Raw genomic sequence first — 22,195 nt, 5'->3', positions numbered from 1 at the left:
TCACATCCCTGAGATCAGCCGCTCCACCCGGGGGTCCTCGCTGCGGAACGGGTCCTTGCAGAGCACGGTGCGCTGGGCCTGGTCGTTGAGCTTGAGGTGCACCCAGTCGACGGTGAAGTCGCGCCGGTGCTCCTGTGCCGCCCGGATGAAGTCGCCGCGCAGCTTGGCCCGGGTGGTCTGGGGCGGCTTGACCTTCGCCTCGAACACCTCCGGGTCGGTGACGGCGCGAGCCGCCCTCCCCCGCGCCTGGAGCAGGTAGAACAGGCCCCGGCGCCGGTCGATGTCGTGGTAGGCGAGGTCGATCTGGGCCAGGCGCGGGTGGTCCATCCCCATGCCGTGCCTGGTCGCGTACTGGTCGAGGAGCTTGTACTTGATCATCCAGTCGATCTCGGTGTCGACCGACGAGTGGTTGCCACTCTCGACCGCGTCGAGCGTGCGCTCCCAGAGATCGAGGACGGTCTTGTGGTCCGGGTCGCGGGCCCCCTCCCGGTCGACGTATGCCGTCGCAGCGGCGAGGTACTCGCGCTGCAGGTCGAGGGCGCTCAGCTCACGGCCGTTGGCGAGGCGCACGGTGCGCCGCCCGGTCATGTCGTGGCTGATCTCGCGGATCGCGCGGATGGGGTTCTCGAGCGTGAGGTCGCGCATGACCACCCCGTCCTCGATCATCCGCAGCACGAGGTCGCACGAGCCGACCTTGAGCATCGTCGTCGTCTCGCTCATGTTGGAGTCGCCGACGATGACGTGGAGGCGCCGGTAGTGCTCGGCGTCGGCGTGCGGCTCGTCCCGGGTGTTGATGATCGGTCGGCTGCGTGTCGTCGCCGACGACACGCCCTCCCAGATGTGGTCCGCGCGCTGGCTCACGGCATACTCCACGCCTTTGGAGGTACGCACGAGCTTGCCTGCGCCACAGGTGATCTGGCGGCTGATGAGGAAGGGCAGCAGCGCGTCCGAGAAGACCTGGAAGTCGCCGGCCCGGCCGATGAGGTAGTTCTCGTGGCAGCCGTAGGAGTTGCCCGCCGAGTCGGTGTTGTTCTTGAAGACGTAGATGTCGCCGGCCACGCCGTCCTCGCGCAGGCGGACCTGGGCGTCGGCGACGAGGCCCTCGACGATCCGCTCCCCCGCGCGGTCGTGCGCGACGAGCTGGCGCAGGGAGTCGCACTCGGCCGTGGCGTACTCGGGGTGGCTGCCGACGTCGAGGTAGAGACGCGAGCCGTTCGCGAGGAAGACGTTGCTCGACCGGCCCCACGCGACGACCTTGCGGAAGAGGTAGCGGGCCACCTCGTCGGGGGTCAGGGTGCGCTGGCCGTCGGACGAGGCGGTGATCCCGTACTCGTTCTCGATCCCGAAGATCCGTCGCTCCATGGGGCAACCCTAGTCACGACGCCCCGGGTCGGCGTCCAGCATCCGGAACGCTCGTACCCACCCTCGACACTTAACGGCATGTTTGGCGTCAGGCAACATCCTGTTATCTCTGAGAGGACCGTCCCATGGCCACGCTGCGTCTCGGCGACCACGCCCCCGACTTCACCGCCGACACCACCGAGGGTGAGATCAGCTTCCACGACTGGAAGGGCGACGGCTGGGCAGTCCTCTTCAGCCACCCGGCCGACTTCACCCCCGTCTGCACCACCGAGCTCGGTCGGGTTGCCGCCCTCAAGGACGAGTGGGCCCGGCGCGACGCCAAGGTGCTCGCCGTCTCGGTCGACGCCATCGACGACCACCACGCGTGGAAGAGCGACATCGAGGAGGTCGGCGGCGCCGCCGTGACCTACCCGATCGTCGCCGACCAGGACCGCAGGGTCGCCGAGCTCTACGACATGATCCACCCCGGCGAGGGCGACACCTCGAGCGTCCGTTCGGTGTTCCTCATCGACCCCAAGGGCAAGGTGCGCCTCTCCCTCACCTACCCCAAGAGCGCGGGCCGCAACTTCGACGAGGTCCTGCGGGCGCTCGACGCCCTCCAGGTCAACGACTCCGGTCCGTTCTCGACCCCGGCGGACTGGAGGCCGGGCGAGCGCGTCATCGTGGCGCCGACCGTCTCGACCGCCGATGCCCGCGAGCGCTTCGTGGACGTCGAGGAGGTCACGCCCTACCTCCGGTACGCCAACGCCCCCACCACGACCTGAGTCGGCGGGCGACGTGGGGCTCGGTCCTGCCCCGGTCCGCCGGCGGGCGCCCCCGGCGGCCTAGTCGGAGTCGGGCGCCGGCTCGTCGCCGTGACGCTGGGTCTGGGGGTTGCTCGCGGCCTGCCGGGGGCTGTCGTGGTCGACCGGGGGCACGTCGTCGGTCGGGTCCTCGTCGGAGAGGAGCTGGCCGAGCAGGTCGGCGTTGATCCGGCGGAACGTGCGCCGGGGCCGGGTGCGGTCGAGGACGGCGACCTCGAGGGACTCCGGGCCGAGCTCGCGGTCGGGTCCGCCCGCAGGGTCGTGGGCCAGTCCCTCGGCGGCGAGGCGGAGCGCCTGGGCCAGGCTGAGGCCAGGACGCCACTTCTCGGTGAGCCGCTCCTCGATCTGGTCCGAGGCCCCGCCCATCGCGACGAGGCCGCGCTCGTCGGCGACGGAGCCGTCGTAGGTGAGCCGGTAGATCTGGTCGCCGTCGGCGTCACGGCCGACCTCGGCCACGACGATCTCGACCTCGTAGGGCTTCGACTCCTGGGTGAACACGGAGCCGAGGGTCTGGGCGTAGGCGTTGGCGAGGCCGCGAGCCGTGACGTCGCTGCGGTCGTAGGAGTAGCCGCGCAGGTCGGCGTAGCGCACACCGGCGACCCGGAGGTTCTCGAACTCGTTGTACTTGCCGACGGCCGCGAACCCGATGCGGTCGTAGATCTCGCCGATCTTGTGCAGGCTTCGCGACTGGTTCTCGGCGACGAAGGCGATGCCGTGGTCGTAGCCGAGGACGAGGACGGATCGACCGCGCGCGATGCCCTTGCGGGCAAAGTCGGCCCGGTCCTTCATGAGCTGCTCGGGCGAGACGTAGAACGGCATACCGGCGGTCATGAGGCACCTCCGTCGCGTCGGCCGCCGGGGTTGCCGCGGCGGTGGGAGAGGATGGCGTCGACGACGGGGGCGACGTCGTCGTCGGCGAGGAAGCGCGCGCCCTCGGCCGTGACGATGCCCACCGTCGGCCAGATGCGGCGGCCGACGTCGGGCCCACCGGTCGCGGAGTCGTCGTCGGCGGCGTCCCAGAGGGCCTCGACGGCGACCCGGACCGCCTCGTCGGCATCCATGTCCGGCCGGTAGAGCTTCTTGAGCGCGCCGCGGGCGAAGAGCGAGCCGGAGCCGACGCTGTGGTGGTCGTGCTCCTCGTAGCAGCCGCCCGTGACGTCGTAGGAGAAGATCCGGCCGGTCGCGTCGTGGTGGTCGAAGCCGGCGAAGACGGGGACGACGCTGAGCCCCTGCATGGCCATCCCGAGGTTGCCGCGGATCATCGAGGCGAGACGGTTGGCCTTGCCCTCGAGTGACATGAGGGCGCCCTCGATCTTCTCGTAGTGCTCGAGCTCGACCTGGAAGAGGCGGACGAGCTCGATCGCGAGCCCAGCCGTACCGGCGATGCCGACGACGGAGTACTCGTCGGTCGCGAAGACCTTCTCCATGTCGCGGTTCGCGATGATGTTGCCCATCGTGGCGCGGCGGTCACCCGCCATGAGGACCCCGCCGTCGAAGGACAGCGTGACGATCGTCGTGCCGTGGGGGGCGTCGATCGTCGCGCCGGGCGGGAGTCCGCGGCGGGACGGGATGAGGCTGGGCTCGTGCTCGGCGACGAAGTCGGTGAACGACGACGACCCCGTGCGGAGGTAGGCGGCGGGCAGGCCACCCTCGGAGACCGGGGTCACTGGCCGCCCTTCTGGACGAACCCGCGCACGAACTCCTCGGCGTTGGTCTCGAGGACCCCGTCGATCTCGTCGAGGATGTCGTCGATCTCGGTGTCCGACACCTGCGCCGCGGGGGCGGCGACGGGCTCGGGGGCGTCGTCCGGACCGTCGTCACGGCGCCCGGGCTTGATCTGTTCCTGGCCGGCCATGGGCTCCTCCTCGTGTCGGCGAAGGCACCGCGAGGTGCCTGGGAGTTCGAGCCTAGTCGGCGCGTCCGTCAGCCGCGGCGAGGGACGCGAGGAGCGACCGGATGTCGGGCGCCCCGTCGACGAGGTCGCCGACGGCGGCACGGGTGCCGCGCAGCGGTTCGAGGATGGGAATGCGCTGCAGGGTGCGCTCCCCCGGCACCTCGACGACGACGGAGTCCCACGACGCCGCGACGACGGACTCGGGGAACTTGCGCAGGCACGCACCTCGGAACCAGGCCCGGGTGTCCTCCGGCGCCTGGTCCATGGCCACGGCAGCCTCGGCCTCGGGCACGAGGACCTCGACCCGCCCGGTCGCAGCGAGCCGGTGGGCGAGCCCGCGGTCGGCCCGCACGTCCGACCACTGGATGTCGACGGCCCGCAGGCGTGGGTCGCCCCAGCTCAGCGCGTCCCGGTCGCGGTAGCCCTCGAGCACCGAGAGCTTGGCCACCCAGTCGACCCAGCGGCGCGCGTCCATCGGGTCGCCCTCGAGCGCCGTGAGCACGGTGTCCCACCAGTGCATGACCTCGGTGGTGTCGGCGTCGACGTCGGCGCCCCACCGGTCCTGCACGTAGTCCGCCGCGAGCTCGTGGAACCGCCGCAGCAGCTCGACCGGCCGGATCGATCGCCCGTCCACGAGCTCGATGGTCGAGCGCAGCGTCGGGTCGTGGCTCACGGCGTGCAACGTGCGCACCGGGGACGCGACGGCGAGGTCGGTCGTGAACGCGTCGTCCTCGATCATCGCCAGGACCAGCGAGGTGGAGCCCAGCTTGAGCAGGTTGGAGACGTCGCAGTGGTTCGCGTCACCGAGGATGACGTGCAGCCGCCGGTAGAGGTCGGCGACGGCGTGCGGCTCGTCGCGGGTGTTGATGATCGGCCGCTTGAGCGTCGTCTCGAGGCCGACCTCGGTCTCGAAGAAGTCGCTGCGCTGAGCGAGCTGGTAGCCCGGGGTGCGTGACTCGACGCCGATACCGACCCGTCCGGAGCCGCACATGACCTGGCGGACGACGAAGAAGGGCGTGAGCCGGGAGATGATCCGCGTGAAGGGCGTCCGGCGCGACATGAGGTAGTTCTCGTGGGTGCCGTAGGAGGCACCCTTGCCGTCGGTGTTGTTCTTGTAGAGGTTGACTCCGGGCGGGACGCTGGCCAGCCGCCGCACGGCCTCGCGCATGACGAGCTCGCCGGCCTTGTCCCAGACGACCGCGTCCCGCGGGTTGGTCACCTCGGGCGAGCTGTACTCCGGGTGGGCGTGGTCGACGTAGAGGCGGGCGCCGTTGGTCAGCACGACGTTGGCCATCGTCGGGTCGTCGACGTCGGTGAGCTGGGACGCGTGCGCCGCGCCCCGCCCCATGTCGAAGCCGCGGGCGTCGCGCAGCGGCGCCTCGTCGGCGTAGTCCCACGAGGCCTGCGCGGGACGGATGCCCCGGCTCGCGGCATATGTCGTCACGACGTCGCCGGACAGCACCATCGGGTTGGCGGTGGGCGACCCCGGGACCGAGATGCCGTACTCGGTCTCGATGCCCATCACCCGGCGGACCGTCATCGGGCGACCGCGGTGGCCGAGGGAGGCGTCATGGACGCAAGCCAACCATGCCGCACGTCCCCGCGACGGTGAGCCCTCGGCATACTCGTCGGATGCGCAGCTACCGCGGGATGTCACCGGTCACGACCGCAGCGGTCGCCCTCATCGACCGGCTGCGGGTGCCCGTCGAGGACATGAGCGAGGAGCAGCGGCACGAGGCCCGGGCGAGCACCCACCCGACCCGCCGTCCCTTCTCCTGGGTCCTGGGCGGCGTGGACCGGGCGGTGGGCATCACCTTCGGGACGGCACCGGCGCGCGACGGCTACGAGATCCCGCTGCGGATCTACCGGCCGCGGGCGATCCGCGACGCGCAGGCCGACGTGCCCGTCATCGTGTACTTCCACGGCGGCGGCTGGGTGCTCGGCAACGTCGTCAACTACGACCCGCTGTGCACCCACCTGGCCGCCGAGGTCGGCGCCGTCGTCGTCAGCGTCGACTACCGGCTGGCCCCCGAGCACCCCGCGCCGACCGCGGCCCTCGACGCGGTCGACGCGACGACGTGGCTGGCCGCCCAGTCCGACGTGCTCCGGGCCGACGCGCACCGGATGGCCGTCTGCGGCGACTCCGCGGGGGCCAACCTCGCAGCCGTGGTCGCGCAGGTGGTGCGGGACGCCGGCACCGACTGGATCCGGCACCAGGCGCTGCTGTACCCCGCGACCGACCTGACGATGGCCTCCCCCTCGATCGACGAGCACCCGAACGCCCCGATCCTCACCCGCGACTCGATCCTCGCGTTCCGCGAGCTGTACGCCCCCGCCCGGGACTTCGAGAACCCGCTGATGTCGCCGCTGTTCGGCGACCTCGCAGGCCTCCCGCCTGCGCTGATCCAGACCGCCGACCTCGACCCGATCCGGGACGACGGCACCCGGTACGCCGCGGCCCTCCGCTCCGCGGGGGTTCAGACCCGGCTCACGAACTACCTGCAGGTGCCGCACGGGTTCGCGAGCTTCCCGGGGGCGAGTGCCGCCGGCCGGCAGCACCGCTGGGAGCTCGTCAGTGAACTGCGTCATCACCTCGGAACCGGTCTGGCCTAGGGTCTCAGCATGCGCGAGATCGTCGTCTTCTCCGGAAGTGCCCACCCCGCCCTCGCCGCACAGATCTGCGACCAGCTCGGCGTCCCCCTGTCCCAGACCGAGATCAAGCGGTTCAGCAACGACTGCCTCCAGGCGCAGCTGCTCGCCAACTGCCGCCAGCGCGACGTCTACATCGTGCAGCCGCTCGTGCCGCCCACCCAGGAGCACCTCATGGAGCTGCTCCTCATGATCGACGCCGCCCGGGGCGCCTCGGCCGCGCAGATCACCGCCGTCATCCCGCACTACGCGTACGCCCGGTCGGACAAGAAGGACGCGTCGCGCATCTCCCTGGGCGGCCGGCTCGTCGCCGACCTCATCTCCACCGCGGGCGCGCACCGGGTGCTGACGATGAACCTGCACGCACCCCAGGTGCACGGCTTCTTCTCCGTCCCGGTGGACCACCTCACGGCGCTGGGCGTGCTGGCCGACCACTTCCGCGGCACGGACCTCTCGAACTCGGTCGTCGTCTCGCCCGACCTCGGCAACGCCAAGGAGGCCACCCAGTTCTCCCGCCTGCTCGGGCTCCCCGTGGCCGCCGGCAGCAAGCAGCGCAAGAGCGACGACAAGGTCGTCATCGACTCGATCGTCGGTGACGTGCGCGGCAAGCGGGCCATCGTCCTCGACGACGAGATCGCCACCGGCGGGTCCATCGTCGAGCTCCTCGACCGCCTCGCCGACTTCGGCGTGACCGAGGCAGCCGTGGCCTGCACCCACGGCCTCTTCTCCGGCAACGCCGTCGAACGGCTCCGGGGCCACCCCATGGTGAGCCAGATCGTCACGACCGACACCGTCCCCGCCCCGGGCCGGTGGCCCGAGCTCCAGGTGCGCACCGTGTCGGGACTGTTCGCCGAGGCGATCAAGCGCATCCACGCGGGCGAGTCCGTGAGCATCCTCTTCGACGGCGTCGACCCGACCCACGCCCCACCGCAGGGCTCGCTGTTCGACAGGGTCGGTGGCTGAGGGCGTGAGCCGCCTCCTCGCTCCGGCGCTCGACCTGGTCGCCGTCCTCGTCTTCGCGCTCGTCGGCCGGCGCTCGCACGCCCACGGCATCACCCTGGGCGGGGTGCTCGAGACTGCCGCCCCGTTCCTCTGCGGCACCGCGGCCGGCTACCTCGTCGGGAGCCTCACCCTGGACGGGTCGCCCTGGTCGTGGCAGTTCGGCGCCGTCGTCCTGGTGTCGACCGTGGTCGTCGGTATGCTGCTCCGCAAGCTGGCGACAACCGGGACCGCGCCGTCGTTCATCGGCGTCGCGACGGTCTTCCTCGCCGTGACGATGCTCGGCTGGCGTCTCGTCGCCCGCCTCGTCGCCTGACGCCGCCGCCCCGTTGCGTCCGCAATGGCGGCCGGGTTCGCGACCAACGTTGCGGACGCTGCCGTATGCCGGTCCCGTTGCGTCCGCAGTGTTGGCTGGGTTCGCGACCAACGTTGCGGACGCTGCCGTATGCCGCCCCGTCGCCCTCCTTGCCCGCGTCATCGCCTGACGGCGGTCCCGGAGGCACCCAGAGCTGCTGAGGACCGGGAGAGTCAGGTCAGCATGTCCTGGAGCCACGCCGGCTGCACGATGCCGGCCGCGATGAGCGCGGCGTCGATCGCCACCCCAACGACGAGGCGGGTGTCCCAGTAGGCGACGAGCAGGAGGAGCGACAGGGTCCCCGCGACGACGGCCCAGACCGGCCACGCGTCGGCAAGCCCGGGCAGACCCCACACGGACAGCGCCAGCATGGCCGACGTCGCGATGCTGGCCGCGATGAGCGCCAACGAGACGGGGCGGCGGGCCCCCTCGGGAACCAGCCATGACCGCTGCGTGGAGAACTCGGCCACATCCGGGAACAGGTACAGCAGGTGCACCAGGCCATGCGCCAGGAGCAGGATTCCGACGACGACCCGCACCACGGTCATCGGTGTGCCTCCTCTCCACCGGACAGTCCCATCCGACACCCATCCGACCAGTCGTTCCTGTCGGCCGTCAGGGCCGAAGGGCCCGGTGCGCAGGACCGGAAAAGGCCACGCCGATGCTGCGGTCGAGGCCGACCCAGCCGGACGAGGGGTCACGACACCCCGGGTGCGCACCCGGCATACGGGGTGTCGTGACCTCTCGAACTGAAAGTGGGCCGACGTACTGGCTGGTGTGGGCGATCGTCGGGCTCGGGGAGCCGGCTGGTCAGCCCGGCTCGCCTCCCGAGGCCGCCCCCGGGTGTCGCGCCCGTTCCGTCCGCAACCGTGGCTGGGTTCGCGACCAAGGTTGCGGACGCTGCCGTATGCCGTCCCGTTGCGTCCGCAATGTTGGCTGGGTTCGCGACCAAGGTTGCGGACGCTCGCGGTGGCCAGCACGCCGCCAGTGTGGCGAATTCCGGCAAAGCGGGCCCCCGGTGACGGCGCCGCTGCCACGATGAGGCCGGGGCCGGCTGGCTCCAACCGCCGCGGGTCCGGGTCTCTTCGCTTCGCATCGGGGTAGGTGTGCCGGATCGCACTGCAGTCAAAGGGGAACACTCATGCGGACACCTCTCCGGACCGTCACGGCGCTTGCGCTTGCGGTCCCACTCATCGCGTCGACCCTGCCGGCCTCCGCCGGCAGTACGTTCATGTTCCGAGACAAGGGGACCTTCGCCGACGTCTTCTTCGAGGGCGCAGGGACCCCCGGCGACGTGCCCGGGAACTACTCTTTTGCCTCGCTCACCTTCCACAGCAGCGACCTGGCCGAGGGGTTCGTCGACACCTTCACCTGCGAGGCGGGCGAGACCCCGTGGGGCGACGAGAACGGTGAGAACGCGTGCGAGATGGCCGGCTCGTACTTCATGTGGGGGGAGAACATGACGGTCGTCACCGGGAAGGGCAAGGCCGCCTCGAGCACGTACTCGGGCCTCGTCGACCTGTACGACGCGACCACCGAGGAAGGTGCCACGGCCGCGCGCAACGTGCCGGTCAGTGTCACCCTGTCGCCCACGGGCGCGACCTCGAAGACGACCTTCACGGACTCGTTCCGTGACCCCGAGTCCGGTGTCACGTACCGGTCTCGCGAGACCCGGATCTTCAGCTACGCCACGGTGCAGGGCAGCCTGGACGAGGTGCCGGCGGTGGACGGTTCGGTCGGAACGTACTCCGTGCGATGGGTGGAGCGCACCGCCTGACGCCGCCTGACACCGCCTGACGCACCCGTTGCGTCCGCAACCCTGGCCGGATTCACGGCCAGGGTTGCGGACGCTGCCGTCGGGTTGGGGCTAGAGGTACTGGCCGGTGTTGGCGATCGTCGAGATCGAGCGGCCGGGCTCGTTGCCCTCCTTGGTCTTGATGAGCGTGCGGATGTAGACGATCCGCTCCCCCTTCTTGCCGGAGATGCGCGCCCAGTCGTCCGGGTTCGTCGTGTTGGGCAGGTCCTCGTTCTCCTTGAACTCGTCGACGACGCTCTGGAGGAGGTGGTCGACGCGCAGGCCGCGGTGACCGGTCGTGAGGAAGTCCTTGATGGCCATCTTCTTGGCGCGGTCGACGATGTTCTGGATCATGGCGCCGCTGTTGAAGTCCTTGAAGTAGAGGACCTCCTTGTCGCCGCCGGCGTACGTGACCTCGAGGAACTCGTTCTCGTCGTCCTCGGCGTACATGCGGGTCACGACGGCCTGGGTCATCGCGTCGACGGTGGCCTCCGGTGAGCCGCCGTTCTCGGCGAGGTCGTCGGTGTGCAGGGGCAGGTCGGGGGTGAGGTACTTGGCGAAGATCTCGATCGAGGCCTCGGCGTCCGGGCGCTCGATCTTGATCTTCACGTCGAGCCGGCCCGGTCGCAGGATGGCCGGGTCGATCATGTCCTCACGGTTGCTGGCCCCGATGACGATGACGTTCTCGAGGCCCTCGACGCCGTCGATCTCGCTGAGCAGCTGGGGCACGATCGTCGTCTCGACGTCGGAGGAGACGCCCGAGCCACGGGTCCGGAACAGGCTCTCCATCTCGTCGAAGAACACGACGACCGGGAAGCCCTCGGAGGACTTCTCCCGGGCGCGCTGGAAGATGAGGCGGATGTGCCGCTCGGTCTCGCCGACGTACTTGTTGAGCAGCTCCGGGCCCTTGATGTTGAGGAAGTAGCTCTTGCCGGCCGGCCGGCCCTCCTTCTCGGCGATCTTGCGCGAGAGCGAGGCAGCGACGGCCTTGGCGATCATCGTCTTGCCACAGCCGGGGGGGCCGTAGAGGAGCACGCCCTTGGGGGCCTTGAGGTGGTGCTCGGTGAAGAGGTCGGGGTGGAGGTAGGGCAGCTCGACGGCGTCGCGGATGAGCTCGATCTGGCTGGACAGGCCGCCGATGTCCTCGTAGGCGATGTCCGGCACCTCCTCGAGCACGAGGTCGGCCACCTCGGCCCGCGGGATCTTCTCGTAGACGAAGGCGCTGCGCGGCTCGAGCAGCAGGGCGTCGCCGACGCGGATCCTGACGTCGTCGAGGGAGGCGGCCACCCGGCACACCCGCTCCTCGTCGGCCCGGGACAGGACCAGGACGCGCCCGTCCTCGAGGATCTCCTTGAGCAGGACGACCTCGCCCGCCCGCTCGTAGCCGTGCACCGCGACGACGTTCATTGCCTCGTTGAGCATGACCTCGCGGCCCACCTCGATGTCGCCCGGATCGACGGTCGGGCTCACCGCGACGTGCATCTTGCGGCCGCCGGTGAGGATGTCGACGGTCTTGTCGTCGAAGGTCTCCACGACGACGCCGTAGCCGGACGGCGGCTGACCGAGACGGTCGACCTCCGACTTGAGCGTGATGATCTGCTCGCGGGCGTCACGCAGGGTGCGCACGAGGCGCTCGTTCTGGGCGGAGACGGTGTTGACCTGCGAGCGCAGGTCGGTGACGGTGCCCTCGAGGCGGCGCAGGGCCTCGCTGTCCCTGGACGGGGTGAACTCGGTCATCGGGGCCCTCCTCGGCTCGGCTGACACCTCCACGCTAACCCGTGACGCTGCGCCTGACCTTCCTGACTCGCTTGTCGGACGGGACACGTTCGCCGATGGCCTCCGGAGTCCACTCCTCGGCGCTCGCGCCGGGCAGCGCCTCGGGCACTCCCGGGTCGGCGTCCGCTCCGCTGGCCACGTCGTCGTAGCCCTTGCCGGGCCGGCGCTTGCGCAACGGCGGGGTCACCCCGGGTGCGAGCCGGCGCGTGGTGATGAGGAACCCCGTGTGGCCGTGCATCCGGTGCTGGGGGCGGACCGCGAGACCCTCGAGGTGCCATCCGCGCACGAGCGACTCCCACGCGGACGGCTCGGTCCACTCCCCCGCGTCGCGCATGGCCTCGGCGACCTTGGACAGCTGGGTGGCCGTGGCGACGTAGCAGATGAGGACACCGCCGGGCGTGAGCGCCTGCCCGACGACGTCGAGGCACTCCCAGGGGGCGAGCATGTCGAGGACGACGCGGTCGACCGAGCCGGGCTCGACGTGCCCGGGCAGCGACTCGACGAGGTCGCCCACGGTGACCGTCCACGCCGGGTGGTCGGTCCCGAAGTAGGCGCGGGCGTTGGCCATCGCGATGTCGGCGAAGTCCTCGCGCCGCTCGAAGGAGTGCAGGCGACCGCTCTCGCCCACGGCGCGCAGCAGCGACATCGACAGCGCCCCCGACCCGACCCCGGCCTCGACGACGACGGCGCCGGGGAAGATGTCGGCCATGGTGACGATCTGGCCCGCGTCCTTGGGGTAGACGACGGCGGCGCCGCGCGGCATCGACATGACGTAGTCGGCGAGCAGCGGTCGGAGCGCGAGGTACTGGAACCCGGCCGTGTTGGTCACCGTCGACCCGTCGGGGGAGCCGATGAGGTCGTCGTGCTGGAGGTAGCCGCGGTGGGTGTGGAACTGCTTGCCGGGCGCGAGGGTGATGGTGTGCAGGCGGCCCTTGGAGTCGGTGAGCTGCACCCGCTCGCCTTCGGCAAAGGGTCCACGTCGCAGCTCGGATCCGGTCGCACTCATGAGGCGGGAGTCTAGTTCGCGGTGATGACGGCGTTGACCGCCTCGACGGTGACGAGACCGAGCACGCGCCCGCCCTCGACCGCCACGACGACCTGGCTCCCGGACTCCTGGATGGCCGTCACGACGGCGGTGAGGTCCTCGCTGCTCGTCGTGTGCGCGACCCACCCGTCCGGCTGGACCCGGGCCAGCGCCGACACCGGGGTCGAGGCCCACCGCTCGCGCGGCACGGCGGCGGCGTCCCGGGGCAGGACGAGCGAGGTCGGCAGGCCGCCGGGTCCGACGACCACGGCCAGGCCGGCGGTCGCGGCAGCGGACTCGAGCACGTCGTGCCCGCGGAGCACCGGCACCGGCCGCACCACCTGGGCCACGGTCCCGCGGCCCAGCATCTGCCGGGCCTGGCCGGTGCGGATCGCGGCCGTCGCGCCCTGCCACATGAACACGGCGATGAGGCCCATCCAGACGATCGAGGTGACCGACGGCGAGCCCCCCGCCAGTAGGGGCAGGACGACGAACCACAGCACGAGGCCGACAACGACGAGCCGACCCGTCCAGCCCGCCGCGATGAGCCCCCTCTCGCGCCGCCCGGTGAGCCGCCACACGAGGGCGTCGACCAGCTGCCCGCCGTCGAGGGGAAGGCCGGGCAGGAGGTTGAAGGCGGCGAGGAGGAGGTTGACGACGACGACACCGAAGAGCACGCGCTGGGGGATGTCGGCCGTGACCAGCTCGGACGCCACCCACGCCACCGCGGCGAGCAGCACGTTGGCCACCGGTCCGACGGCCGCGATCGCGGCGGCCTTCCCTGGGGTCGAGAGACGGGCGTCGTATGCCGTGTGCCCACCCCACAGGTCCGCGACGACCCGGTGGACGGGCAGGCCCAGGGCCCGGGCCATCCCGGCGTGGGCACCCTCGTGGACGAGGACCGAGACGAGGAGCGAGACGGCATACGCGACGCCGACGACGTAGGCGGTCACGCCCAGCTCGGGTGCGCCACTGCCGACGATGACGGTGATGACGGCGGCGAGGAGGAACCAGCTCGCGCCGATCTGCACGGGGACCCCCCCGATCCGGGCGATGACCAGCCCCGATCCGGTCGTCTCATCAGGTGCGGCCACGCCGTGACCCTAACAAGCGCGACGGCATACTGGACCGGGTGAGCACTCCCTCCCCCACGTCCCCGGTGTCCGCGGCCGACACCGCCGTCGACCACCGCCCGGACGCGACCGCCGACCTCACGGCCGTGCTGTCGGAGCGCATCCTCGTCCTCGACGGTGCCATGGGCACGATGATCCAGCGGGAGGGCCTGTCCGAGGAGGACTTCCGCGGCGAGCGCTTCGCCGACTGGCCCAGCGACCTGCGCGGCAACAACGACCTGCTGAGCCTGACCAACCCCGGCGTCATCGAGGGGATCCACCGTGCCTACCTCGAGGCGGGTGCGGACCTCGTCGAGACCAACACCTTCAACGCCCAGCGCATCTCGCTCGCCGACTACGACATGGCCGACCTCGCCTACGAGATCAACCTCGCGGCCGCCCGCCTGGCTCGCAGCGCCTGTGACGCCGTCGCGGCGGAGACCGGTCGTCCCCGGTGGGTCATGGGTGCGCTCGGGCCGACGACGCGGACCGCCTCCATCTCCCCCGACGTCAACGACCCCGGCGTGCGCAACGTCACCTTCGACCAGCTCGTCGAGGCCTACACCGAGCAGGCCCAGGGGCTCGTCGACGGTGGCGCCGACGCCCTCCTCGTCGAGACGATCTTCGACACCCTCAACGCCAAGGCCGCGATCTTCGCCCTCGAGACCCTCTTCGAGGAGCAGGGGCGGCGCTGGCCCGTCCTGATCTCCGGGACGATCACCGACGCGTCGGGGCGCACGCTCTCCGGCCAGGTGACCGAGGCGTTCTGGAACTCGGTCCGGCACGCCCGACCCCTCGTCGTGGGCCTCAACTGCGCCCTCGGGGCGGACGAGCTGCGGCCCTACATCGCCGAGCTGTCGCGCATCGCCGACTGCTTCGTGTCGGCCTACCCCAACGCGGGGCTGCCCAACGCCTTCGGGGAGTACGACGAGACGCCCGACCAGATGGCCTCCGTCGTCGGTGAGTTCGCGACGAGCGGGCTGGTCAACATCCTCGGCGGCTGCTGCGGGACCACCCCCGAGCACATCGGCGCCATCGCCGCGGCAGCGGCAGCGGGCACGACCCGCACCCCCGCCGAGGTGCCGGGAGCCCTGCGGCTCAGCGGCCTCGAGCCGCTCACCGTCGACCAGGACTCGTTGTTCGTCAACGTCGGCGAGCGCACCAACATCACCGGCTCCGCGCGCTTCCGCCGGCTCATCAAGGAGGAGGACTACCCCACCGCCCTCTCCGTCGCCCGCCAGCAGGTCGAGTCCGGCGCGCAGGTCATCGACATCAACATGGACGAGGGGATGATCGACGGCGTCGCCGCGATGGACCGCTTCGTCAAGCTCGTCGCCGCCGAGCCCGACATCTGCCGGGTGCCGCTGATGATCGACTCCAGCAAGTGGGAGGTCATCGAGACCGGGCTCAAGTGCTCGCAGGGCAAGGCGATCGTCAACTCGATCTCGATGAAGGAGGGGGTCGAGCCCTTCCTCGCGCAGGCCCGGCTCTGCCGCAAGTACGGCGCCGCCGTCGTCGTCATGGCCTTCGACGAGGACGGGCAGGCCGACTCGCTCGAGCGCCGCAAGGAGATCTGCCGTCGCGCGTACGACCTGCTCACGCGGGAGGTCGGCATGGACCCGCACGACATCATCTTCGACCCCAACATCTTCGCGGTGGCCACGGGCATCGAGGAGCACGCGGCATACGGCACGGACTTCATCGAGGCGACCCGGTGGATCAAGGAGAACCTGCCGGGAGCGCTCGTCTCCGGTGGGGTCTCGAACGTCTCGTTCTCGTTCCGCGGCAACAACCCGGTCCGTGAGGCCATCCACGCCGTCTTCCTCTTCCACGCCATCCGGGCCGGGATGGACATGGGCATCGTCAACGCCGGCGCTCTCGTGGTCCTCGACGACGTCGACCCCGACCTGCGCGAGCGCATCGAGGACGTCATCCTCAACCGGCGCCCCGACTCGACCGAGCGGCTCCTCGAGATCGCCGACAGGTTCAACAACACCGGCGACGCCGCCCCCGAGGTCACCCAGTCCGAGTGGCGCGCCCTGCCGGTGCGCGAGCGGATCACCCACGCACTCGTCAAGGGCATCGACGACTTCGTCGTCGAGGACACCGAGGACCTGCGGGCCGAGATCGAGGGCGCCGGCGGCAAGCCGATCGAGGTCATCGAGGGGCCCCTCATGGACGGGATGAACGTCGTCGGCGACCTCTTCGGGGCCGGCAAGATGTTCCTGCCCCAGGTGGTGAAGTCGGCCCGCGTCATGAAGAAGGCGGTCGCCCACCTCATCCCGTACATCGAGGCGGAGAAGGAGCGGTCGGGGGTCACCACGCAGAGCTCCAAGGGCCTCATCGTCATGGCGACGGTCAAGGGCGACGTGCACGACATCGGCAAGAACATCGTCGGGGTCGTGCTCCAGTGCAACAACTACGACGTCATCGACCTCGGCGTCATGGTGCCCGCGCAGAAGATCCTCGACACCGCCAAGGAGAAGGGCGCCGACATCATCGGCCTCTCCGGGCTCATCACCCCCTCGCTCGACGAGATGGTCCGGGTCGCCGGTGAGATGGAGCGCCAGGGCTTCGACATCCCGCTGCTCATCGGCGGTGCCACGACGTCGCGCGCGCACACCGCCGTCAAGGTGGACGGCCAGTACAGCGGGCCCGTCGTGTGGGTCAAGGACGCGTCGCGCTCGGTGCCGGTCGCCAGCCAGCTGCTGTCCGAGACCCAGCGCGAGCCCTTCCTCGCCACGGTGAAGGCCGACTTCGACTCGATGCGGGCCCGGCACGCCGCGAAGTCGACCGACCGCCCACTGGCCCCGCTCGAGGCCGCCCGCGCGGCCCGGACGCCGGTCGACTGGTCCAGCCACCGGCCCGTGCGCCCGCACCTGCTCGCCCAGCAGACCAAGGACGTGTGGTCCGGGCGGACCGACTCGCACTGGCACCGCGCCGCCGCCCAGTTCACCCGCGTGTTCCGCAGCTACCCGGTCGAGGAGCTGCGCCGCTACATCGACTGGACGCCGTTCTTCCAGGCGTGGGAGATGAAGGGCCGCTACCCCGACATCCTCGCGAACCCGGCCACGGGCGAGACCGCGCGCCGGCTCTTCGAGGACGCCCAGACGATGCTCGACCAGATCGTCGAGGAGCGCTGGCTCACGGCCAACGGTGTCATCGGGCTGTTCCCCGCCAACGCCGTCGGCGACGACATCGAGGTCTATGCCGACGAGTCGCGCGAGCAGGTGCTCACGACCCTCTACGGCCTGCGCCAGCAGGGACACCACCGCCCGGGCGTGCCCAACAGGGCGATGTCGGACTACGTCGCGCCGAAGGACAGCGGCCTGCACGACTACGTCGGCGCCTTCGCCGTGACCACCGGCCACGGCACCCACGAGAAGATCGCCGAGTTCAAGGAGTCGATCGACGACTACAGCGCGATCCTCCTCGAGTCCCTGGCGGACCGGCTGGCCGAGGCGTTCGCCGAGCGGATGCACGAGCGCGTGCGCCGCGAGTTCTGGGGACACGCGAGCGACGAGAACCTCACCAACGACGACCTCATCGCCGAGCGCTACGCCGGCATCAGGCCCGCGCCGGGCTACCCCGCGTGTCCTGACCACACCGAGAAGGAGACGATCTTCCGCCTCCTCGACGCCCAGGCCCAGACGGGCATGGAGCTGACCGAGTCCATGGCGATGTCGCCGGGCGCCTCGGTGAGCGGCTGGTACTTCTCGCACCCGCAGAGCCAGTACTTCGTCGTCGGCCGGCTCGGGCGCGACCAGGTCGAGGACTACGCCGCTCGCAAGGGCTGGACCCTCGCCGAGGCCGAGCGCTGGCTCGGCCCCAACCTCGGCTACCAGCCCGAGGACTGACAGCCCGAGGACTGAGACCCGCCTGAGCGGTCCGATCCGGCCCGCTCAGGCGTCGACGTCGTCGAGCTCGGCGATGACCTCTTCGAGGAGGCGGGCGAGCTCGCCTCGCTCCTCGGCGTCGAGCCCTCGCAGGACGTCGCTCTCGACGACGTCCGACTGGCGGATGGACTGGGTGAACAGGTCCCAGCCGTCCTGCGTGAGCGAGACGAGGGTGCGGGTGCGGTTGTCGGCGTCAGGCCGGCGCTCGACGAGGCCGCGCTGGGCCATCTTGTCGAGCCGGTGGGTCATCGACGACGGAGCCACGCTCGTCAGCTCGGCCAGCTGGCTCGGGGTCTGGCAGGACTCCCCCGCCTTGGCGAGCGAGGCGACCACGGCCCATTCGCCCTGGGTGAGGTCGAGGTCGGCGAGCTGGCGCGCGTACCACTGGTCGAGCTTCTTGGTGACGCCGTAGAGCGCAGTGATGACGCGCTGGACCGACTCCTCGCCGCCGGCTGCGACATAGGCCGCGACGGCGTCGCGGTGCTGCTGCGCTGCGGTCTTCGGTCGACGGGGCATGACCCGAGTGTCGCATGTCTTCTTCGAATGCTAACCTTTCGATATCGAACGTTCGGGTTCGAATTCTTCGGCATCGAAGCCGACACTCTCGGTCCCGGTCCGGTGCGGTTCGGGGCTGCCCCCCGCCCCCACACCGGAAAGGTGCACCTCGCCGTGCGCGCCAAGCTGCTCGTCCTCGCCTCGTCCCTCGGAATGCTCGGATGGGGTGCCGTCCTCCCGTTCCAGTACGCGTATGCCGCCGACACCCGAGGGTGGGGCGCGTTCGTCGCCGCGGCCGCGTCGTCGCTCTTCTCGGTCGGCGCGCTCGTCGCCGCGCCCGTGGCCGGGCGCCTCAGCGACCGCTTCGACCCGGTGGCTGTGGCGGTGCTCTCCCAGCTCCTGGGAGCCGTCGGGGTGGGAGCCCTCGTCCTCGCCGACTCCCCGACGGGCTTCCTCGCCGGGATGTTCGTGTTCGGGCTCGGTCTCACCGCGGCGGTCCCCGCGAAGCAGGTCCTCGTGCTGCGCTGGGTCGCCAGTGCCGACCGCCGACGGATCTTCGCCTACAAGTTCACGGGTGAGGCCCTGGGCATGGCGGCCGGCGCCTACGTGGCCGGCCACCTCGTCGACCTGCGTGACGCGCAGGGCCTCGACGTCGGGTTCGTCACCGCGGCGGCGGGCTTCGCGATCTCGTCGCTGGTCATCGGGCTGGCTGGACGGGGCGCGGGGATCCACCCCGGCAGCGACATCTCCACCGAGGGGGCGGCGCCGGCGAGCCCGCGCGAGTCGCTGCGCCTGATCTTCGCGAGCCCCGCACTGCGCTGGACCGCGGTGGTCACCGTGACCCTCGCCCTCGGGTTCTACGCGCAGTTCGAGTCCGGCCTCCCGGCATACGGCCTCACCGTGCTCGAGATCGACACCGCTGCCATCGGCACGGCCGCGGCGGTCAACGCCATCGTCATCGTGGCCCTCCAGGTCATCGTCGTGCGCCTCACCGCACACCGCAGCCCTCCCACCCTGCTCATGGCCGTCGGGGCGATCTGGGTGCTCTCGTGGCTGGTCCTCTCGTCGGCCCAGCTCGCCCCGGGCGCCGCGTCCGCGATCTTCGTCACGACCTTCGGGATCTTCGCGGTCGGCGAGACGATGTACAGCCCGGTGCTCAGCCCCCTGACGGCGTCCCTGGCCCCGCGCGGCATGGTGGGCCAGACCCTGGGAATCTTCGGGGCCCTGCAGACGACGTTCTCGGCGCTGGGTCCCCTCGTCGCGGGAGCGCTGCTGGGTGCCGGGTTCGCCCAGGGCTTCCTCGGGCTGCACCTCGCGATCAGCGTCCTGGCCGTGTACGCCGCGTGGCGCCTCAGGGGTGCCATGCGCCCGAGCACCGGGCAGCCGACGCCGGCGCCCCGTCCCGCGCTTGCGTCAGCGTGAGCGGCTGTTCCAGCAGCCGCTCACTCTGACGCAACCCGGGGCGCCTGGTCTGCGTCTGCGCGGATGGTCGAGAACCTCACCATCGACGCAGACGCAGACGCTGCCGTATGCCGGGTGCGTGCGTCCGCAGAGATGGTCAGGTTGTCGACCAGAGCTGCGGACGCAAGCGGGGGGCGCGGGGGGCGCGGGGGGCGGAGGGTGTCGGCGGGACGGCATACGGTGACGCCCATGGTTCCCGCCCTGTCCCCGAGCCGCGCTGCGGACTTCAAGCAGTGTCCGCTGCTGTTCCGGTTCCGGACGATCGACAAGCTCGACGGTCCGCCGTCGCCGGCGGCTGCCCGCGGGACCCTGGTGCACGAGGTCCTCGAGCACCTCTTCGAGCTGCCGGCCGCCGAGCGCACCCCCGCAGCGGCGCTGGCGCTCCTCCAGCCCCGCTGGGCCAGCCTCGTCCAGGACCGCCCCGAGCTCGCGACGATGATCCAGGACGACGAGAGCCTCGACGAGGACGGCTGGTTCAAGGCGGCCGGCCTGCTCGTCGAGCGCTGGTTCACCCTGGAGGACCCGCAACGCCTCGAGCCGGCCGAGCGCGAGCTCTACGTCGAGACCGAGGTCGACGGCCTCACCCTGCGCGGCTACGTCGACCGGCTCGACATCGCGCCGGACGGGGCGATGCGGGTCGTCGACTACAAGACCGGCAAGTCACCGCGTGAGGCGTTCGAGGGCAAGGCGCTGTTCCAGATGAAGTTCTACGCGCTCGTCCTGTGGCGCCAGCGCGGCGTCATCCCCAAGCAGCTCCAGCTCGTCTACCTCGGCAACGGCGAGATCGTCCGCTATGAGCCGGACGAGCACGACCTGCTCGGTCTCGAGCGCAACGTCCGGGCGGTCTGGGACGCCATCGTGCGGGCCAGCGAGACCGGCGACTGGCGACCGAGAGTGTCCAGGCTGTGCGACTGGTGCGACTTCCGCGACCTGTGCCCGGAGTGGGGCGGGACTCCCCCGCCGCTACCCTCGGACGCCGGGCGCCTGGTGCTCGACCCGGCGGTCACCGGCGAGGCGCTCGTCGGCGACGACTGACACGAGGTCGTGCGGGGTGAGCCCGCGCAGGCTCTGCAGCTGGACCGCCCCGCGGGTGAGCGGGACCGGCACGACGTGCGGCACGGCGATCGTGGGCACGCCCGCGGCGACCGCCGACCGGACCCCCGTCGGGGAGTCCTCGATCGCGATGCAGTCGCGGGCCTCGACCCCGAGCATCCTCGCGGCGGCGTGGTACGGCTCGGGGTGGGGCTTGCCGTGCTCGACCTCGTCCCCGGTGACGAGCACGTCGAAGGTTCCCTCCGGCAGGGCATCGACGACCGCCGCGGCCAGCGAGCGCCACGACATCGTCACGAGGGCGTTCGGCACCCCTGCCTCGACGAGCGCGGCGAGGAGCTCGCGGGCCCCCGGTCGCCACGGGACGTGCTCGCGGACCCGCGCCGTCACGCGGACGAGCAGCTCCTCGATGATCCGCTCCGGCTCCCACGTGATCGGCGAGTTGTCGCGGATGAACTCGGCGCTCACCATGAGGTCGTTGCCCACGAGCTGGTGCGCGTACTCGTCCGACCACACGCCGCCGTGCTCCTCGACGATGTCGTGCTCCGCAGCGATCCAGTAGGGCTCGGTGTCGACGAGAGTCCCGTCCATGTCCCAGAGAACGGCAGCAGGCAGCGTCATGGGGCGAGTGTACGAATAGGGTGGACCGGGACCTACGAGGAGGACACGTTGATCGAGCTCGACGACCTGCCCGAGATGGAGAACGCCGTGATGATCCTGGCGTTCGAGGGCTGGAACGACGCCGGTGAGGCGGCCAGTGGGGTCATCGAGCACCTCGCCGACCTCTGGGACGCCGAGCCCGTCGCCGCGCTCGACCCGGAGGACTACTACGACTTCCAGGTGAACCGTCCACGGGTGCTGTCCGAGGGCGGTCGGCGCCGGATCAGCTGGCGCACGACCCGCATCCTCGTCGCCACCGACACGCCCATCGGCCGCGACGTCATCCTCGTGCAGGGTGTCGAGCCGTCGTTCCGCTGGCGGGCCTTCGCGATCGAGCTCATGGAGGTCGCGCAGGCCGCCGACGTCACGATGGTCATCACCCTCGGCGCGCTGCTCGCCGACGTGGCCCACACCCGGCCCATCCAGGTGACGGCGACCTCCGACAACGAGGACACCCGCCACCGGCACGACCTCGAGGCGAGCACCTACGAGGGACCGACGGGCATCGTCGGCGTCATCGCGGACGCCGCCGTCCAGGTGGGTGTCGGTTCGATCTCGGTCTGGGCTGCCGTGCCGCACTATGCGCACCACACCCCGTCACCCAAGGCCAGCCGGGCCATCCTCACCCGCCTCGAGGACCTCCTCGACGCGACGATCGGCCACGGCAGCCTCGACGACGACGCCCGCGCCTGGGAGAACGGCCTCGACGCGCTGGCGTCCGAGGACTCCGAGGTGGCCGAGTACGTCGAGTCGCTCGAGGAGGCCCAGGACACCGCGGAGCTGCCCGAGGCGAGCGGCGACGCGATCGCCAAGGAGTTCGAGCGCTACCTGCGCAAGCGCGGCACCGAGGACTGACGACCGGCG

The 22,195-nt window shown here is 70.9% G+C and carries 20 protein-coding genes; 9 read left to right on the top strand and 11 right to left on the bottom strand.

From position 1 onward, the window contains the following. Positions 1 to 1,362 (bottom strand): Pup--protein ligase, encoded by a 1,362-nt coding sequence (pafA, locus tag N801_RS02075; protein WP_035932291.1) that lies wholly within the window; start codon positions 1,360 to 1,362, stop codon positions 1 to 3. Positions 1,363 to 1,487: 125 nt separating this feature from the next. Here pafA and N801_RS02070 point away from each other — a divergent pair, with 125 nt between their 5' ends. Then, positions 1,488 to 2,126: a peroxiredoxin gene (locus tag N801_RS02070; protein WP_035932289.1), complete on the top strand. Its 639-nt coding sequence runs from the start codon at positions 1,488 to 1,490 to the stop codon at positions 2,124 to 2,126. 60 nt (positions 2,127 to 2,186) lie between these two features. On the opposite strand, the gene prcA is transcribed toward N801_RS02070, so the two are convergent. From prcA to dop, 4 genes are read right to left on the bottom strand one after another with little or no spacing between them, the layout of a single operon-like run. After that, positions 2,187 to 2,996, bottom strand: coding sequence for a proteasome subunit alpha (prcA, locus tag N801_RS02065; protein ID WP_035932288.1), 810 nt, complete (start codon positions 2,994 to 2,996; stop codon positions 2,187 to 2,189). Then, positions 2,993 to 3,832 carry a proteasome subunit beta gene (prcB, locus tag N801_RS02060; RefSeq protein WP_035932287.1) on the bottom strand — a complete coding sequence of 280 codons (840 nt, stop codon included), beginning with the start codon at positions 3,830 to 3,832 and terminating at the stop codon, positions 2,993 to 2,995. The genes prcA and prcB overlap by 4 nt, the downstream gene beginning before the upstream one ends. After that, a complete protein-coding gene (locus tag N801_RS02055; protein ID WP_035932286.1) occupies positions 3,829 to 4,020 on the bottom strand; it encodes a ubiquitin-like protein Pup in 192 nt (63 codons plus the stop codon). Before N801_RS02055 ends, prcB begins: the two co-directional genes overlap by 4 nt. Positions 4,021 to 4,072: 52 nt before the next feature. After that, positions 4,073 to 5,599 carry a depupylase/deamidase Dop gene (gene dop, locus N801_RS02050; RefSeq protein WP_035932284.1) on the bottom strand — a complete coding sequence of 509 codons (1,527 nt, stop codon included), beginning with the start codon at positions 5,597 to 5,599 and terminating at the stop codon, positions 4,073 to 4,075. 92 nt (positions 5,600 to 5,691) lie between these two features. Between dop and N801_RS02045 the strand changes: the two genes are divergently transcribed. From N801_RS02045 to N801_RS02035, 3 genes are read left to right on the top strand one after another with little or no spacing between them, the layout of a single operon-like run. Next, positions 5,692 to 6,672: an alpha/beta hydrolase gene (locus tag N801_RS02045; protein WP_035932283.1), complete on the top strand. Its 981-nt coding sequence runs from the start codon at positions 5,692 to 5,694 to the stop codon at positions 6,670 to 6,672. A gap of 9 nt (positions 6,673 to 6,681) precedes the next feature. Beyond that, on the top strand, positions 6,682 to 7,671 hold the full coding sequence (locus N801_RS02040) for a ribose-phosphate diphosphokinase (protein WP_035932282.1): 990 nt from the start codon (positions 6,682 to 6,684) through the stop codon (positions 7,669 to 7,671). A 4-nt stretch (positions 7,672 to 7,675) separates the two neighbouring features. Further along, positions 7,676 to 8,023, top strand: a complete 348-nt coding sequence (locus tag N801_RS02035; protein ID WP_245618163.1) for a DUF3054 domain-containing protein — start codon at positions 7,676 to 7,678, stop codon at positions 8,021 to 8,023. A 212-nt stretch (positions 8,024 to 8,235) separates the two neighbouring features. Here N801_RS02035 and N801_RS02030 read toward each other — a convergent pair whose 3' ends face one another. Then, positions 8,236 to 8,610 carry a hypothetical protein gene (locus N801_RS02030; protein ID WP_035932280.1) on the bottom strand — a complete coding sequence of 125 codons (375 nt, stop codon included), beginning with the start codon at positions 8,608 to 8,610 and terminating at the stop codon, positions 8,236 to 8,238. A 683-nt stretch (positions 8,611 to 9,293) separates the two neighbouring features. On the opposite strand from N801_RS02030, the gene N801_RS02025 reads away from it, so the two are divergent. After that, complete coding sequence (locus N801_RS02025; RefSeq protein ID WP_169744198.1) at positions 9,294 to 9,839, top strand: hypothetical protein; 546 nt, start codon at positions 9,294 to 9,296, stop codon at positions 9,837 to 9,839. Positions 9,840 to 9,929: 90 nt separating this feature from the next. Here the strand turns inward: N801_RS02025 and arc are convergent, their stop codons facing one another. From arc to N801_RS02010, 3 genes are read right to left on the bottom strand one after another with little or no spacing between them, the layout of a single operon-like run. Further along, positions 9,930 to 11,594 (bottom strand): proteasome ATPase, encoded by a 1,665-nt coding sequence (gene arc / locus N801_RS02020; RefSeq protein WP_035932277.1) that lies wholly within the window; start codon positions 11,592 to 11,594, stop codon positions 9,930 to 9,932. Positions 11,595 to 11,628: 34 nt separating this feature from the next. Then, complete coding sequence (locus N801_RS02015; protein ID WP_035932276.1) at positions 11,629 to 12,639, bottom strand: tRNA (adenine-N1)-methyltransferase; 1,011 nt, start codon at positions 12,637 to 12,639, stop codon at positions 11,629 to 11,631. Between the two features lie 11 nt (positions 12,640 to 12,650). Beyond that, positions 12,651 to 13,751: a site-2 protease family protein gene (locus N801_RS02010; protein WP_035932275.1), complete on the bottom strand. Its 1,101-nt coding sequence runs from the start codon at positions 13,749 to 13,751 to the stop codon at positions 12,651 to 12,653. Between the two features lie 38 nt (positions 13,752 to 13,789). Between N801_RS02010 and metH the strand changes: the two genes are divergently transcribed. Further along, complete coding sequence (gene metH / locus N801_RS02005; RefSeq protein ID WP_245618162.1) at positions 13,790 to 17,626, top strand: methionine synthase; 3,837 nt, start codon at positions 13,790 to 13,792, stop codon at positions 17,624 to 17,626. A gap of 45 nt (positions 17,627 to 17,671) precedes the next feature. Here metH and N801_RS02000 read toward each other — a convergent pair whose 3' ends face one another. Beyond that, a complete protein-coding gene (locus tag N801_RS02000) occupies positions 17,672 to 18,181 on the bottom strand; it encodes a MarR family winged helix-turn-helix transcriptional regulator (protein WP_035932273.1) in 510 nt (169 codons plus the stop codon). Positions 18,182 to 18,334: 153 nt separating this feature from the next. Here N801_RS02000 and N801_RS01995 point away from each other — a divergent pair, with 153 nt between their 5' ends. Continuing rightward, positions 18,335 to 19,582, top strand: coding sequence for an MFS transporter (locus N801_RS01995; protein ID WP_052112507.1), 1,248 nt, complete (start codon positions 18,335 to 18,337; stop codon positions 19,580 to 19,582). A 228-nt stretch (positions 19,583 to 19,810) separates the two neighbouring features. Beyond that, the gene (locus N801_RS01990; protein WP_035932271.1) at positions 19,811 to 20,656 is read left to right on the top strand and encodes a RecB family exonuclease; all 846 of its coding nucleotides are present in this window, start codon (positions 19,811 to 19,813) and stop codon (positions 20,654 to 20,656) included. Here the strand turns inward: N801_RS01990 and N801_RS01985 are convergent. Further along, positions 20,585 to 21,292 carry an HAD family hydrolase gene (locus N801_RS01985; RefSeq protein ID WP_035932270.1) on the bottom strand — a complete coding sequence of 236 codons (708 nt, stop codon included), beginning with the start codon at positions 21,290 to 21,292 and terminating at the stop codon, positions 20,585 to 20,587. The genes N801_RS01990 and N801_RS01985 overlap by 72 nt on opposite strands. A gap of 48 nt (positions 21,293 to 21,340) precedes the next feature. Here N801_RS01985 and N801_RS01980 point away from each other — a divergent pair, with 48 nt between their 5' ends. Next, entirely contained in the window at positions 21,341 to 22,186 is an 846-nt protein-coding gene (locus N801_RS01980; protein ID WP_035932269.1) for a PAC2 family protein, read from the top strand. Positions 22,187 to 22,195: the final 9 nt, after the last annotated feature.

Source organism: Knoellia aerolata DSM 18566, from assembly GCF_000768695.1.
Classification (GTDB): Bacteria; Actinomycetota; Actinomycetes; order Actinomycetales; family Dermatophilaceae; genus Knoellia; species Knoellia aerolata.
This window is presented reverse-complemented; position numbering and strand designations above follow the sequence as displayed.